Origin of the sequence: Gardnerella sp. Marseille-Q9691, assembly GCF_046507715.1 — a bacterium.
GTDB lineage: Bacteria > Actinomycetota > Actinomycetes > Actinomycetales > Bifidobacteriaceae > Bifidobacterium > Bifidobacterium greenwoodii.
Genome location: NZ_JBKFXI010000002.1, coordinates 377,489 through 392,911, shown reverse-complemented (window position 1 = coordinate 392,911; position 15,423 = coordinate 377,489). Strand labels below are relative to the sequence as shown.

General features: G+C 44.2%; 14 protein-coding genes and 1 tRNA gene. 13 read left to right on the top strand and 2 right to left on the bottom strand.

All coding sequences use genetic code 11. From position 1 onward, the window contains the following. Nucleotides 1-4 precede the first annotated feature (4 nt). Nucleotides 5-1,474, top strand: a complete 1,470-nt coding sequence (locus ACLD6A_RS05250; protein ID WP_375169159.1) for an amino acid permease — start codon at nt 5-7, stop codon at nt 1,472-1,474. A gap of 36 nt (nt 1,475-1,510) precedes the next feature. Beyond that, nucleotides 1,511-2,218 carry an endonuclease NucS gene (nucS, locus tag ACLD6A_RS05245; RefSeq protein ID WP_375169158.1) on the top strand — a complete coding sequence of 236 codons (708 nt, stop codon included), beginning with the start codon at nt 1,511-1,513 and terminating at the stop codon, nt 2,216-2,218. A 146-nt stretch (nt 2,219-2,364) separates the two neighbouring features. Here the strand turns inward: nucS and ACLD6A_RS05240 are convergent, their stop codons facing one another. Beyond that, nucleotides 2,365-3,354, bottom strand: a complete 990-nt coding sequence (locus ACLD6A_RS05240) for an FKBP-type peptidyl-prolyl cis-trans isomerase (RefSeq protein WP_375169157.1) — start codon at nt 3,352-3,354, stop codon at nt 2,365-2,367. A gap of 78 nt (nt 3,355-3,432) precedes the next feature. On the opposite strand from ACLD6A_RS05240, the gene ACLD6A_RS05235 reads away from it, so the two are divergent. From ACLD6A_RS05235 to ACLD6A_RS05225, 3 genes are read left to right on the top strand one after another with little or no spacing between them, the layout of a single operon-like run. Next, a complete protein-coding gene (locus ACLD6A_RS05235) occupies nt 3,433-5,079 on the top strand; it encodes a hypothetical protein (RefSeq protein WP_410313771.1) in 1,647 nt (548 codons plus the stop codon). Then, a complete protein-coding gene (locus ACLD6A_RS05230; protein ID WP_410313770.1) occupies nt 5,079-6,152 on the top strand; it encodes a hypothetical protein in 1,074 nt (357 codons plus the stop codon). Before ACLD6A_RS05235 ends, ACLD6A_RS05230 begins: the two co-directional genes overlap by 1 nt. 42 nt (nt 6,153-6,194) lie before the next feature. After that, the gene (locus tag ACLD6A_RS05225; protein ID WP_119521102.1) at nt 6,195-7,226 is read left to right on the top strand and encodes a tetratricopeptide repeat protein; all 1,032 of its coding nucleotides are present in this window, start codon (nt 6,195-6,197) and stop codon (nt 7,224-7,226) included. A 117-nt stretch (nt 7,227-7,343) separates the two neighbouring features. On the opposite strand, the gene ACLD6A_RS05220 is transcribed toward ACLD6A_RS05225, so the two are convergent. Next, nucleotides 7,344-7,417 (bottom strand) — tRNA-Met (locus ACLD6A_RS05220). A 154-nt stretch (nt 7,418-7,571) separates the two neighbouring features. On the opposite strand from ACLD6A_RS05220, the gene metA reads away from it, so the two are divergent. From metA to atpD, 8 genes are all read left to right on the top strand, one after another. After that, nucleotides 7,572-8,603 carry a homoserine O-succinyltransferase gene (metA, locus tag ACLD6A_RS05215; RefSeq protein WP_375169153.1) on the top strand — a complete coding sequence of 344 codons (1,032 nt, stop codon included), beginning with the start codon at nt 7,572-7,574 and terminating at the stop codon, nt 8,601-8,603. Nucleotides 8,604-8,803: 200 nt separating this feature from the next. Next, nucleotides 8,804-9,658, top strand: coding sequence for a F0F1 ATP synthase subunit A (gene atpB / locus ACLD6A_RS05210; RefSeq protein WP_004126224.1), 855 nt, complete (start codon nt 8,804-8,806; stop codon nt 9,656-9,658). 76 nt (nt 9,659-9,734) lie between these two features. Next, nucleotides 9,735-9,968, top strand: coding sequence for an ATP synthase F0 subunit C (gene atpE / locus ACLD6A_RS05205; protein ID WP_004126223.1), 234 nt, complete (start codon nt 9,735-9,737; stop codon nt 9,966-9,968). Nucleotides 9,969-10,032: 64 nt separating this feature from the next. Then, nucleotides 10,033-10,575, top strand: coding sequence for a F0F1 ATP synthase subunit B (locus tag ACLD6A_RS05200; protein ID WP_004136436.1), 543 nt, complete (start codon nt 10,033-10,035; stop codon nt 10,573-10,575). An 86-nt stretch (nt 10,576-10,661) separates the two neighbouring features. Then, nucleotides 10,662-11,243, top strand: a complete 582-nt coding sequence (locus ACLD6A_RS05195) for a F0F1 ATP synthase subunit delta (RefSeq protein ID WP_410313769.1) — start codon at nt 10,662-10,664, stop codon at nt 11,241-11,243. Between the two features lie 16 nt (nt 11,244-11,259). After that, complete coding sequence (gene atpA, locus ACLD6A_RS05190) at nt 11,260-12,921, top strand: F0F1 ATP synthase subunit alpha (protein WP_004126217.1); 1,662 nt, start codon at nt 11,260-11,262, stop codon at nt 12,919-12,921. 3 nt (nt 12,922-12,924) lie between these two features. Next, on the top strand, nt 12,925-13,929 hold the full coding sequence (locus tag ACLD6A_RS05185) for a F0F1 ATP synthase subunit gamma (RefSeq protein ID WP_004126216.1): 1,005 nt from the start codon (nt 12,925-12,927) through the stop codon (nt 13,927-13,929). A gap of 6 nt (nt 13,930-13,935) precedes the next feature. Next, entirely contained in the window at nt 13,936-15,423 is a 1,488-nt protein-coding gene (gene atpD / locus ACLD6A_RS05180; RefSeq protein ID WP_004134078.1) for a F0F1 ATP synthase subunit beta, read from the top strand.

Sequence of the window (15,423 nt, the reverse complement as noted above, 5' to 3'; positions counted from 1 at the left end):
GGCAATGAATATGACGGCGAATAATGACAATTCCAACCAAATGGAACGCAGTCTTACTAAGCGTCATGTGCAATTTATTGCTATCGGTGGCACAATTGGTACTGGTTTGTTCCTTGGTTCCGGAAAATCTATTAGCTTAACAGGCCCTAGTATTGTATTTGTTTACATTATTGTTGGCTTGATTATGTTCTTGCTTATGCGCGGCATTGGCGAACTTATGTACAAAGATCCGAACCAGCATACTTTTATTAGTTTTATTACGCGTTATCTTGGCAGAGGCTGGGGTAATTTTGCTGGGTGGTCTTATTGGTTTGTGCTTGTGCTTATTGGTATGAGCGAGATTACGGCAGTTAGCACGTATTGCGTCACATTTTTCCAAACTTTTGATATTGACGTAAGTCATTGGAAATGGCTTATAGAAGTAGTATTTTTAGCGGCTTTAGTGTGCATAAATCTGGTTGCTGTAAAGCTTTTTGGAGAAACTGAGTTTTGGTTCTCCATGATTAAAATTACTTTGATTGTTGCGCTTATAGTTACTGCTATTGTGATGGTTGTAATTGGGTATCATTACCCAGCAACTCAACTTCATGGAGGGGTTATTAGTCCTGCTGGGCATGCTAGCGTCGATAACATTTTCAATAATTTTTCTCTTATGCCAAATGGTTGGGTTGCATTTTTGATGAGCTTCCAGATGGTGTTTTATGCGTATCAGCTTATTGAGTTTGTTGGTGTGACTGTTTCGGAAACAAAAAATCCTCGCAAAGTTTTACCTAAGGCTATAAACGGCATAATTACGCGTATTTTGATTTTTTATGTTGGCGCTCTTGTAGCAATCATGCTTATTGTTCCATGGCAGCGTTTCAAGGCTACTAATGCTGAAGGCACATTTATGTCTCCGTTCATTATGGTGTTCCAGTATGCTGGCTTGCATTGGGCCTCTGCGCTAGTATTCTTCGTGGTTATTACGGCTGCATCTTCTGCTCTTAACTCTTTACTGTATTCTGCCGGCCGCCACATGTATCAGATTGCTATTGAATCTCCTTCTCCTATTTTGGGTAAGTTGCGAAAGGTGTCGCATACTAAAGTTCCTGCTCGCGCAATCATATTTTCTTCTGTATTAATCCTTCTTTCTCCGGTAGTTAATTCGATTCCTGGAGTTCATGGTGCGTTTATTTTGTTCGCTTCTGCGTCTTCGGCTGTAATCATCATGATTTACATTCTGATTATGGTTACGCACCGTAAGTATCGTAAATCTGCTGATTTTATGGCGGATGGTTTCTTGATGCCGCATTATAAGCTTCTTAATTCGCTTACCATTGCATTCTTCGTGTTTGTGTATATTACATTGTTTATTAGTGAAGATACTCGCGTTTCTGCAATTGGCGGTTTAGTTTGGCTTGTGCTATTTGGAGGTTACTGCGCTCTGCACGAGCATTGGCAGAATCGCGATTTAGCAGCTGCTTTGCGCAAGTGACATTCTTTCCTGCACAAGTTCTGTTATGCTTACTGTGTGCGAATTATTGTTGCAGATTGTAGTGCTGAATATACAGGTAGATTAAACGCTACGCTTCCGCTATCTAAGCGTGTGCTGCTTATTAAAGCAGATGGTAGTGTGCTGATTTTTTCGGAGCTTGGAGCGTATAAGCCACTTAATTGGATGGTTGCGCCTTGTACAATGCGCATACTTCAAAAAGAAAATGGTGAAGAATCTACTTCTAACGAGCTTTCTGATGGTTGTATTCTTCGAGTTGCTGCATCAAAAGGTGATGATTTACTCAAAATTTCTTTAGAGCACATATACAGTGACAGCACTTATTATTTGGGTGAGGATCCTGGATTAGTTAAAGATGGTGTTGAGGAGCATTTGCAGCGATATTTGGCTGAGCAGATTGAGCGCATTGGGGAAGGCGCGAAGCTTGTTCGTCGAGAGTATCCTACTGCTATTGGTCCAGTTGATATTATGGCTCAGGATGCTGAAGGCGTGCACGTTGCGATTGAGATTAAGCGTCACGGTGGCATTGATGGTGTAGAGCAACTTACTCGTTACTGTGAGTTGCTTAATCGCGATCCGTTACTTAAGCCCGTTCGTGGCATTTTTGCTGCTCAAACAATTAGCCCACAAGCTAGAGTTTTGGCGGAAGATCGCGGTTTTACTTGTCTTATTCTCGACTATGACGATATGCGCGGTGTTGAATCCGACGACCTTCTTCTGTTTTAGATTTAGACGCATACACAAAAACCCCTCGAAAATGAGGGGTTTTTGTAATCAATCACTTGCGTATTTTTGTAAATTATCTCGCAAATTATCTAGCTAATTATTTTGCAAAATATTTTGCTTTGCTAGGCATTGCGAAATTTACAAACTCACGAAGCGTAAAGAATATCCACAACGAAGTACAGAGTGGAGTTTGCAGGGATTGTTACATTTCCCTTTGCATCCTTCTTATCTTCTTTGCCGTAGCCATCTTCTGGAGGAATTACAAGCAGAACTCGAGATCCAACTTTCTTTCCAGCCAAACCTTTAGTCCAACCTGGTATTACGCCTCCCGCAAGAGAGAAGTCTGCAGGCATTGAGCGAAGCCAAGAGGAATCAAACTGATGCATTTTGCCGTCTTTATCTGTGGTCCATCCGGCATAATGAGCAGTTACGGTGCTTTTTGCGGTTACCTTTTTGCCGGTTCCTTCAATCAAAGTCTGAGAAACAAGCTTTCCATCTGGCACATAGTTGTTCTTATCTAAGGATGGAACTCCAGATTTATCAAGAGTTACCTTTGGCAAATTTGCAGGAATATCTGTTACTGCTTTACCTTCTGCGTGCTTTAATGCTTTTGAGCGGGACACAAGCGTTAGAACCATAACGTATGAAGGTCCCTTATTTTCTCCAGCGACTCCAAAAGCAATAGTTGTATTAATCTTCTTGCCTTTAATAAGCGCGTAGTATGGTCGGCTGGTGACGTTTTTGTCAATAGAAATTGAGCAATCAACTCTGCCCTTATCCCACGTATTCATAAGTTCTTTGCCATCTTTAGCGTTAAGCACAATGCCTTGAGAGCAAACGCGATCGCCTTCTTGAATAGTCTCACCATTGCCGTGCTGTAAGATAGCGTAAGTATTTCTTTTTATATCTGCAGGTGTTTTAAGCGTAATTTTTGGCTTTTTCCCAAGCTCTCCAGAAGCGCTTATGCCTTCAATAAGCTGCATTCCGGCTTTTTGTGCGTTTTCATCTGCAGCACCTTTTGTATTGTCGGAATTGCCGCTGCAAGAAGCTAATCCTACGCATAATGCTACTGTGCTAATAGCAGCAAAAGTGCGTGCAATAAAGGATTTTTGTTTAGATATTGTAGTTTTTTGCATAGGTTCACATTACCGCTTGATATTGATTTTAAGGCAAAACCTGCAACTGGTATGAAAAGATTGTAGAATAGTATCGTTATGACTAATACCAACAATGCTCCTGAAAAAGAAGGACAATCAATGCGACAGTCAGCAAGGCGAGTAACATTGCGCACTAAAATTATGCGACGTATCGTAGCTCCATTTTTTGTAGTGCTTGCAGTATTAAGTGTTGCTCTTGGTGTTGCTAACGCAACATTTTGGAAGCCGAATGACGTGGTTATTGCTTATGCGCAAGTAACCGGAACTCGTTATATTGTTACAGATCCAGGTGTTCTTAATTTGGTTGACAGTAAAGTTCGCGTAAGTGTTGCAGCTTTGCGAACGCGTAAACCTATTTGTGTTGCTGTTGGTTTAACAAAAGATGTGCGTGGTTGGGTAGCTGGCTCTCCAGTGCAGCGCATTACAGGTCTTAAAGATTGGAATAATCTGTCTGTATCGGAAATGTCTGGCAAAAGCACTTTGCAACAAGATTTTAATACAGATATAAAAGATTCTGACGTTAAGTTCCAACAATCTAACTTATGGCCTTCTGTTACGTGTCAGCTTGGTTTAGCAAAGCTTTCAATAAATACTTATGATTATGTTCAAACTGCAGGTTCTGCTTCATATGATCATGCAGTTGCAACTGGTGCAGTTCTTAAGTCTGGTAAGAATTCAAAAAAGAGTTCAAATCGTCGCTACTCGCGTTCTATGAGAGCTAGATCTCAAGCAGCTCGACGTGTTCTATTAATTGATTTGGGAGATAACGTTCCTGCTGCTTCTGTGGAATTGCGTTGGCGCAGGCATCAAGTTCCAGATTTCGCAACACCTTTGTACTTTGTTGGTGCTCTTTTTGCTGTGTTAGCTTTGCTGGCTGCAACTATTTTTGCCATGGCTCCGCATCGTCGCAGGAATAAGCAACTTGCGGCAAATTCTTCCGGTTTGCTATCTAAACAATCTAAAGATGAGGAAGTCACATTTTCTGAAGCATTTTCTGGAACAGTGCATGGCATGCTTGCTCATAAGAAGCACAAAAAAGCTTCAGGGTCGCATGCGCGCCATGGATGCCACACTCGTCGTGGTAAAAATCCTGTAGAAAATCAGAATATTGCAAATAATTCTGATTCTAAGCAAATTAACCAGGAGTCTCCGTCGTCACAAGTATCTTCTGAAGATTCAATAGCGCAGACCACGGTTATTTCTAAGGACGATATGCTTGCATTCGCTGCTCGTTTTATTCAACAGCATGATGATGGTGAATTTGCGTATGAATTGCCAAGCGATGAGGAAAATAGCGAAAGTGTTGTTGATGAATCTTCAGATTTGAACGACGAAAATCTAAAGAACTCTTATTCCGAGACTAAAGACGATGCTAAAAATAATCAGGATCTTCAGTCCGCTCGCGTAGATAAGAATCGTAAGAATTCTCAAACTAGGCGAAATCAGCAGAATAAAAAGAACTCTAGAAATAGGCAGGATAGGCAGGAAAAGCAAGATAGGCGAGATAAACAAGACAGTCAGGTCAGGCTAGGTAAACAGGAAAATCAAAATAAGCAATCTAAGTCAACAAAGCAGACAGATAATTCTAAGAAAACTCGTGGCAATCGTCGTGGGTACAACGCAAATAGCAATAATTCGCGATATCGCAAGAATAATAAAGGTTATCGAGGCAATTTCTCGAGTGAGCGAGGTAACAAGCAATAATGCGTAGTATTAAAATGCGTAATCTTAATAAGTATATTCGCGAGTTTAATAATGGCGGAATTATGCGAAAAACGTTGCGCGCAGCTTCTCTTTGTGTTGCAAGTGCTGTATCTGTTGCTCTTGTTGCGGGATTATCTGCTTGCGATGGTCAAGTACCTAAGCCTGTGGAAGCTCGCAGCGGCCAAGAGCTTCCTAATGTAACTATGATTCAAGAAAAGGATATTCGTCTTGGTTTGCTTCGAACACTGGAACGAGCAAATGATGAAAAAGACGTTAACGCCTTGCCTAAAGCTGTTTCTGGGCCTGCGCTTGATGTTCGCACAAGCGAGCTTGTTATTGCTGGTAAAACCGGTAAATTAGACCCTAAAACTATTATTCCGCGCGCTTCAGCTCAGACGATTGTGCCAACAAATGCTGGGTGGCCTAGAGACTTAATGACAATTACAACCACCACTAAAGATCAGCAATCAAAGCGTTTGCTTGTTTTGCGTCAGCAACGAGCTAGGTCGAATTATAAGTTGTGGGCTGTGGCTCGACTTTTCCCTGGTGTGCATCTTCCTAAATTTGCTGTTCCAAGTATTGGTGCTTCAATGGGAAAATCAAATGACACTGGCTTAATTATGACTCCAGAAGAATCAGTAAAAGCTTATGCTGATGTTCTTCAGCATGGTGGTGAAAGCAAGTATGCAAAATATTTTGAGGAAGATTATCTTCGTCAAAAACTTGCAGAACTTTCTAAAGCTGTACAAGCTGGCATGGAGCGCAACAAAGGTTCGCAGGAACAAGTTTTTACTCCACAATTGAAACAAATAAGCGTTATGCGTTCGAGTGATGGAAGCGATTTAGTTGTTGCAAGAATTGATTCTGTTTGGACGCGTATTGCCGGAGAAGGCCGTGAGTCTAGGCCGGCATCTGACGAAGAAAAAGCACTATTTGGCGACGGAAAAGCAAAAAGTACTATGCGCGTAACTTATGTAAATGTTATTGCGCTTGTTGTGCCACCTGCTGGATCTCATATGAAAATTACGCCGGTTGGTGCTGAACGACAGCCTATTAAAGTAGAAGCGTTGTAAATATAAGAATCAACAATATTGCAATTAGCAAAAGAGGCAATAATGGTAAACGGTCAGTCGCAAGGAATGAATCCAGGAGGATTTTCGCTTGCTGGAGCTGTAGATTTAGAAGGCGTGAAGCGTCGCGTGGAAGCGCAAGCTAAGCAGGCTGCAAAAGCTGGAGCTGGTTCGGATGCTGGTTCTTCTGCCAATAATTCGGCGCCAAAAGCAGGCGGATACGTTATTGATGTTAACGATAAGTCTTTCCAGGCAATGGTTCAAACTTCCGTAAGTTTTCCTATTATTTTGTTGCTTTGGCAGCCTGGAGATACTGCTTATTACGATGTTGCACAAAAATTAGCTGATGCAGTAAATTCACTCGACGGTCGTATGCAGTTGGCGCGTATTGATGCAGACGAAAGCCCAAGTATTGCTCAAGCTTTGAGAGCTGAGCAACTTCCTGCAATTTATGGTTTGATTGGCGGACGCCCTATGCCAATTTCGCAAGGATTACCTAGCGATGATGAGTTGCAGCAGATTTGTAGCGCAATTTTACCTCAATTAGTGCAGGTGGCAGAGCGTTCGGGGGTTGCTGGAACGGCTCCTTTTGTACAGCCGGCTGAAGATGCTAAGGATGATTCAGAAGAATCTTCAGATAATAATTCTAGTTGCGAAAATCAAGTTCCTGCAGCTCATGAAAAAGCGCATGAACTTGCTATGAAAGGTGATTACGAGGGCGCTGCTTTAGAATATGCGAAGCTTATGGATGCAGATCCGCGCGATTCTATTGCTGCGCGTGAGCATGCCAAAGCTTTGCTGCTTGCGCGTAATACTAATACTGATGTTGCTTTAGTGCGCAAAAATGCTGGTGATAATCCTAATGATGTAGATGCGCAGCTTGCTGTGGCAGATGTCGATATGATTGATGGTCATATTGATGACGCTTTTGGCCGTTTGCTTGATTTTTTGGCTGCAGGGCATCGTTCGGATGCTGAGGCTATTCGATCTAGAATGCTTGAGTATTTTGCTATGCTTCCTGCAGATGATGCTCGATTAGCGCGCGCTCGCCGTCGCCTTGCAATACTTCTTTATTGATTCTTATGCAGATGACTTGTATTCTGGCGATTGCAGATTGAACTTCTTATGCGTTATTAAACAAAAAAGCCAAGAACCACAACAATCGTGAGAAATTCGTGTGATTCTTGGCTTTAGTAGCGGGGCATGGATTTGAACCATGGACCTCTGGGTTATGAGCCCAGCGAGCTACCGAGCTGCTCCACCCCGCGTCGGCTACTTTTAGCAGCTCTATCTACGATAGGTGCAAATTTGAATTTGTCAAATTCGGGCGTGTCTCTCTGTATTTGGTTAAAATTTTACGATTTGTGCACATTAGTGACATAGACACAATAAACATAAACAAGTGCGGGGTACAATAAACACATGCCTATTAAGATTCCTGAAGGATTGCCAGCGCGAAGCATATTAGATGCTGAGCGAATTTTTGCATTGGAACGCCCAGAAGCAGAACAGCAGGATGTTCGACCACTTCGTTTGTTGATTTTGAATCTTATGCCCAAAAAAATCGAGACAGAAACTCAGCTTTTGAGACTCATCTCTAAATCTCCTTTGCAAGTCGATGTCGATTTTATGAAAACTTCCACGCATATATCCACACACGTTAACGCTGATCATTTAGTAAAATTCTACGAAAATCTTGACGCACTTCGTAACAACTATTACGACGGATTTGTTGTAACGGGAGCTCCTGTTGAGCACATGGAATTTGAGGATGTCGACTACTGGAACGAATTTACGCAAATTCTTGACTGGGCAGCAACACACGTTTTCTCAACAATGTATTTGTGCTGGGGGGCAATGGGTGCGCTTTACTATAGATATGGCATAAAAAAGCATGTTCTCAGCGAGAAAATTTTTGGTGTGTTCCCACAATATTTGCAGGATGAGTACTGTTTTCTTACAAATGGTTTTGATGAAATCGCTTTACAGCCGCATTCTAGGATAGCGAGTGTTGATGTTGACAGCATTTCTTCAGATCAGCGTTTGCAAATTCTTACGTATGGTCCCGAATCTGGCCCAGGCTTAGTCGCTACGCGTGATTTTTCTGAAGTTTTTGCGCTTGGACACTGGGAATACAGCAAAATGACTCTTGCGCAAGAATATGAGCGTGACATGTTAAAAGGTTTGAGCAACGTGCCATTCCCCTACAACTATTTCCCTTATGACGATCCAAAATTAGAGCCACTATTTTCTTGGCGTGCACACGCGAATTTGCTTTGGCGCAACTGGCTTAACTGGGTGTACGAAACTACGCCTTACAATCTTTCTGATATTCCACATTTAAGAACTGCTGGAAAGCTTGGAACTGAACGTTCTATAAGGCATGAGCCGGCTTCTCCGCGTTCTGATAACTTTTGTCCATTTGACGGTATTAAGTACGGTATGAGCAAATAAATTTTGAAGTTGCGTAATTATGTACAAGCGAAGAGTACAATCAGCAGTTAGATGTATTTTTCGTTTCGTGCCCCGCGCCTTACGAGATACGGAATAGATGATTTAGATAATATATAACGCCGCAAGATGATTGAATTTAATAATGTGAGTGAGTGGCGTAGTTGTGAAGGCGTGTGAACGAATTGCTTAAGGAGGCACTTATGGATGGAATGGTTGACTTTTTGCTGAGGACTACCAATGTAGCTTCAGCAGTGGCTTCGTCTGGACCAGAATTGCCTAATATTGGCGAGTTTTTGCCTCCAGAGATTTTGTTCCAGGGCACACCGTTTGCCATGAATCGCATTATTTTGGTGCGTGTTCTTATGGCTGTAGTCGTTATGATTATTTTCGGCATTGGTGCCGCTCGCGCAAAGTTAGTTCCAGGAAGATTCCAAAGTGTGCTGGAAATCTTAATGGACTTTGTGCGCTACAACATCGTTTACGAAATGATTGGCGAGGAGCGCGGCAAGCGTTACGTGCCAATGATGTCTACACTTTTCATCACGATTTTCTTCTTTAATCTTTGTTCTGTGATTCCAGGATTAAATATGGCTGCAACCGCAACCATTACTGGTCCGTTGGTATTTGCTTTGTGGGTTGTGTGTCAGTATCTTCTTGCTGGCATTCGTGAAAAAGGTTTTTTGCGATTCTTCCGTGAAGCGTTGTTCCCAGCGGGCGTGCCATGGCCGATTTACTTCATTCTTTCGCCATTGCAGCTCATAGAATTAATAATTGTGCGACCACTTTCGCTTACAATCCGTTTGTTTGCGAATATGATTGCTGGCCATTTGCTGGTGGCCACTTGCTTAGTATTCACCAATTTCTTTGTGGTGGATTCCAGCAATAAACTCCTTGCCTTCGGCGGTGCTTTGTGGCTGCTTGGTGGCATTCTGTTTACCCTATTCGAAATTATGGTAGCCGGTTTGCAGGCGTTTATTTTCACTGTGCTTGCTTCTGTCTACATTTCGGAAAGTTACCCGGAGGAAGAAGAAAAGTCTGCTGTTGCTGTTGCCTGATAGCATAGCTTAAATCTTCAGATTTTACCCATCTTACGGGTTTATACTGGTTACTGTTTTAACAGAAAGGAAACCAATGAATAATATCATCGCTCTCGCAGGTTTGGTCGGCAACCTCAGCATTCTTGGCTTTGCTGTCGCAACAATTTCTCCTGCACTTGGTATGGCAATAGTCGTTGCTAAAGCTATGGAATCTACTGCACGTCAGCCAGAAGTTGGCAACCGTATTCAGTTGTTCATGTTCGTCGGTTTGGCATTTATTGAGGTTCTGGGCTTGCTCGGATTCGTTGCCTACATTATGGGAAAGTGAACCGAACGAAACAACTCGTTCCAGCACAAATATAAAAGTGTTGAAGGAATAGAAAGGACAAGCCATGGCACATGCAACTGAGAGTAATGGTTTGGCGTTGTTCTTGCCTGAGCCTTATGACTTAGTGTGGTCGTTAGTTGTTTTGGTAGTTCTTGCAGCGTTTTTCTACAAGTTCGTTATGCCTAAATTCCAGGCAATTCTCGACGAGCGCGCAGAAAAAATCGAAGGCGGAATAGCTAAAGCAGCAAACGTGCAGCATGAAGCTGACGAATTAAAAAGTCAGATGGAAGAAGAGCTTGCTCAAGCTCAAGCTGATGCTGCAAAAACTCGCGAAGAGGCTCGTACGGAAGCTTCAAAAATCATTGGTGAAGCTAGACAACGCGCTGAAAAGGATGCTGCCAAAATCATTAGTGAGGCACAGCATTCTATTGAAGCTCAGCATCAGCATGCCATGTCCAGCCTCCAAGGAGAGGTATCGGTTCTTGCAGCAGCGTTGGCTGGCAAGATTCTTGCATCCAAGCTGGATGACGATACTGTAAGCTCCAAAATTATTGATCATGTGATTGATGAAGTTGGAGAAACTAAAAATTCGGATCAAAGCAAGTAAAGCTTTAAAGTATTAATCTAAATTAATTTATTGAGATTAATACGTAAATTGCGTTACTTCGTTATTACAGAAACGAGGAGGTAAGAATGCCAGAAAAGGCATCGCGTGCAAACGACAGTTTGTCGCGCTCTTCTCTTGCGCAGGCCATTTCAGATGCGCACGATGAAGCGCAGCGCATTGCTGACGAGCTTTCGTCAATGATGGGCATGATTGATCAGTATCCTGAGCTTTCTGATGCGATTACCGATCCGAATAGATCTTCGGAAGATAAGTCTCGTTTAATTGACGAGCTTATTGGAGGTAAAGCGCACCCTGTTGTATTGCGCATTATGCATTATCTCGTAGGAACCTGGCACGGTGGAGCTGAAAGTGGTAAAACTGGCAGCTTTGGTGGTGCTTGGTCAGGATTTGAGCGTGAAGCTGGCGAAACATTGGTTACTGTCACTACTGCTCAGCCGCTTACAGATAAGCAAATTAAGCGTTTGATTGAAATCTACAGTAATAAGTTGGGTCATCGTGCATACATTAACCCAATTGTGGATCCAAACGTGCTTGGCGGCATGCGTATACAGATTGGTGATCAAATAACTGATCGCACCATGTTGATGCAGCTCAAGCAGTTGCAACGTTCTGCGCGCAATGGCGCTTGGACACAGGCAGTGAAGTAGTAAATTAAGGAGAATTATGGCGGAACTATCTATTGATCCCGCCCTGATACGCAAGGCGCTCGACGGGTTCGTTGACTCGTACAAGCCTACTGACATGCCAACACAAGAAGTTGGCTATGTTGTTACGGCTGGTGACGGCATTGCGCACGTAGCTGGATTGTCCGGCTGCATGGCAAACGAGCTGCTCACATTCGAGAACGATACCTTGGGTCTTGCGTTTAACCTTGATGCGCATGAAATCGGCGTTGTTATTCTTGGCGATTTCACAGGCATTGAGGAAGGGCAGGAAGTATACCGCACAGGCGAAGTGTTGTCTGTGCCGGTTGGTGACGCTTATCTTGGTCGTACTGTGGACCCGTTGGGTAATCCAATCGATGGTTTGGGTGCGATTGAGTGCAGTGAGCGTCGTATTCTTGAAGCCCAGGCTCCAGACGTTATTCACCGTCATCCAGTTGACGAACCTTTGTCTACTGGTTTGAAGGCTATTGACGCAATGACGCCAATCGGTCGCGGTCAGCGCCAGTTGATTATTGGCGACCGTCAAACTGGTAAGACGGCAATTGCAATCGATACGATTATCAACCAGCGTGCTAACTGGGAAACTGGAGATCCAAAGAAGCAGGTTCGCTGCATTTATGTAGCAATCGGTCAAAAGGGTTCAACAATTGCTTCCGTGCGTCAAAGCCTCGAAGAAGCTGGCGCTATGAAGTACACCACAATCGTGGCAAGCCCAGCTTCTGATTCTGCAGGTTTTAAGTACATTGCACCTTACACCGGTTCTGCAATCGGCCAGCACTGGATGTACAACGGTAAGCATGTTTTGATTGTTTTCGACGATTTGTCTAAGCAAGCAGAAGCATACCGTTCAATTTCCTTGCTTTTGCGTCGTCCACCTGGGCGTGAAGCATACCCAGGCGACGTGTTCTATTTGCACTCTCGTCTGCTCGAACGTTGCGCTAAGCTTTCCGACGATTTGGGTGGCGGCTCTATGACCGGTCTTCCAATCATCGAGACTAAAGCAAACGACGTTTCTGCATACATTCCAACCAACGTGATTTCCATCACCGATGGTCAGATCTTCTTGCAGTCTGATTTGTTCAACGCAGGTCAGCGTCCAGCAGTAGACGTCGGTATTTCTGTTTCTCGTGTTGGTGGTGCGGCACAGGCTAAGGCTTTGAAGAAAGTTTCAGGCATGTTGAAGATTTCTTTGGCTCGTTACAAGTCTTTGGAATCCTTCGCAATGTTTGCTTCCGATTTGGATGCAGCTTCTAAGGCTCAGCTTACTCGCGGTGCGCGTTTGACGGAGCTGCTTAAGCAGAAGCAGTTCTCTCCTCGCGCAATGGAGCAAGAAGTTGTTTCTGTGTGGGCAGGTACGCACGGCAAGCTTGACGATATTCCTGTGAAGGATGTTTTGCGTTTTGAAGACGAATTGTTGGATTACCTCGATAAGGGAACTGACATTTTGCAAGTGATTCGCGATACTGAAGATTTCACTAAGGAAACTGAAGCTAAGCTTGATGCGGCCATTGAAGATTTCCGTAGGACGTTTAAGACTTCTGTTGGCAAGCCTTTGATTGTAAAGGATTCGTTGCCGCCGGCTGAAAATCCTGCTCCTGTTGAAAAGGAACAGCTTGTAGCTAAGCCAAAAGCAGATAGTCGCGAGCCTGAGGGGAAGTAGCGTATGTCCTCCCAACTTGCATTGAAATCGAGAATTATTTCCACACAGTCTTTAGGTAAAATCTTTAAGGCTCAGGAAATGATTGCGTCTTCGCATATTGCAAAAGCGCGAGATATTGCGCTTAATGCTAAGCCTTATAGTGACGCAATTTTCGATGCCGTGCAGGCGTTGGTAGCTCATCACGAAGCAAATATTAAGCATCCTATTTTCGGTAAAGAGCATGCTGGCAATCGCGTAGCAGTTCTAGCCCTTACTTCTGATCGTGGAATGGCTGGTGCGTTTACGTCTTCGATTATTCGTGAGACTGAAGCGCTTCTTGCAAAACTCGATGCGGAAGGTAAGCACGCTGAGCTGTACGTGTACGGTCGACGCGGTGCAACTTACTACAAGTATCGCAATCGCGATGTGGCAGGTACGTGGGAAGGTTCTACTGACCATCCTGACGTTACTATTGCAGAAAAGATTTCCGATACTTTAATGGACGCTTATATGACGCCGGAAGCAGAAGGCGGAGTTTCGGAACTGTATATTGTTTTCACCGAATTTATTAATATGGTGAGGCAAAAAGTTCGTACGTTGCGTATGCTGCCAGTTGAGCTGGTTCCTTTGAAGGATGGTGAGGAGTTTGCTATGCACCGTCCTGATTACGAAGCAGCTTCTGGACCTTCAGCATCGTTGTCGTCTACTAGTGCAGTTTCAGCTCGCGAAGAAGCAGTCAGTCGCAGCAATCCAGAGGCTGTTGAGTATTGCTTCGAGCCAAGTCCGGATGAAGTGCTGGATTCTGTTTTGCCGAAGTATATTCAGTCTCGTATTCACGAGTGCTTACTTACTTCTGCTGCTTCTGAAACAGCAAGTAGGCAGAACGCTATGCATACGGCTACAGATAACGCCCGCAATTTGGTGGATGATTTGACAAGAAAGCTTAATGCTTCTCGTCAGGCATCCATTACTCAAGAACTTACCGAGATTATCGGCAGCGCTGATGCGCTGAATAATGAGGAGGATTAGGAGCATATGGCTGAAAATCAGACCACAGCGCCTCCAGAAGCTGAGCAGGAGGTCGATCCAACAGCTGGTCGCGTAACCCGCGTTCAGGGTTCCGTGATTGACGTTGAATTCCCAGTCGGCTATCTGCCGGATATTTACAATGCTCTCAAGGTCGATATCAACACCGTTGGAAACACGGAAGGTGATACCGTTCACGAGATTACGCTGGAAGTTGAGCAGCACCTTGGTGATTCGACTGTGCGTGCAGTTGCTTTAAAGCCTACTGACGGCTTGGTTCGTGGTGCTTTAGTGCGAGATACTGGCGGCCCAATTTCTGTACCTGTTGGCGATGTTACTAAGGGTCACGTTTTCGACGTTACCGGCAACATTTTGAATGCTAAGCCGGGCGAGAATATTGAAGTAACTGAGCGCTGGCCAATTCACCGTAACCCACCTGCTTTCGATCAGCTTGAGTCTAAGACTCAGATGTTCGAAACCGGCATTAAGGTTATCGATTTGCTCACCCCTTACGTTCAGGGCGGTAAAATTGGTCTGTTCGGTGGTGCAGGCGTTGGTAAAACCGTGTTGATTCAGGAAATGATTCAGCGCGTTGCGCAGAACCACGGTGGTGTTTCTGTGTTTGCTGGCGTTGGTGAGCGTACCCGTGAAGGTAATGATTTGATTGGCGAAATGGCTGAAGCTGGCGTTTTGGAGAAAACGGCACTTGTCTTTGGTCAGATGGATGAGCCTCCTGGGACTCGTCTTCGCGTGCCTCTTACCGCGTTGACTATGGCTGAGTACTTCCGCGATGTGCAGAATCAGGATGTGTTGCTGTTCATCGATAACATATTCCGCTTTACTCAGGCTGGTTCTGAGGTGTCCACATTGCTTGGTCGTATGCCTTCTGCAGTTGGTTACCAGCCAAACTTGGCGGATGAAATGGGTGCGTTGCAGGAGCGTATTACTTCTACGCGCGGCCATTCCATTACGTCGCTTCAGGCTATTTACGTGCCTGCTGATGATTACACTGATCCTGCACCTGCAACAACCTTTACGCACTTGGATGCAACTACTGAGCTTTCGCGTGATATTGCAGCTAAGGGTATTTACCCAGCTGTGGATCCTTTGACTTCTACTTCTAGAATTTTGGATCCGCGTTACGTTGGTCAGGCTCATTATGATTGCGCAAACCGCGTTAAGGCTATTTTGCAGCGTAACAAGGAGCTTCAGGACATCATCGCTTTGATTGGTATCGATGAGCTTGGTGAGGAAGATAAGACCACTGTGAGCCGTGCTCGTAAGATTGAGCAGTTCCTTGGTCAGAACTTCTACGTGGCTGAAAAGTTCACAGGCCGTCCAGGTTCTTATGTGCCAGCAGACGAAACCATTGAGGCGTTTACTCGCATTTGCAATGGTACTTACGATGATATTCCGGAACAGGCGTTCTCGGGTATTGGTGGCATTGACGATCTTGAGCGTCGTTGGCACGACATGCAGCAAGAGTTTGGTGCGTGA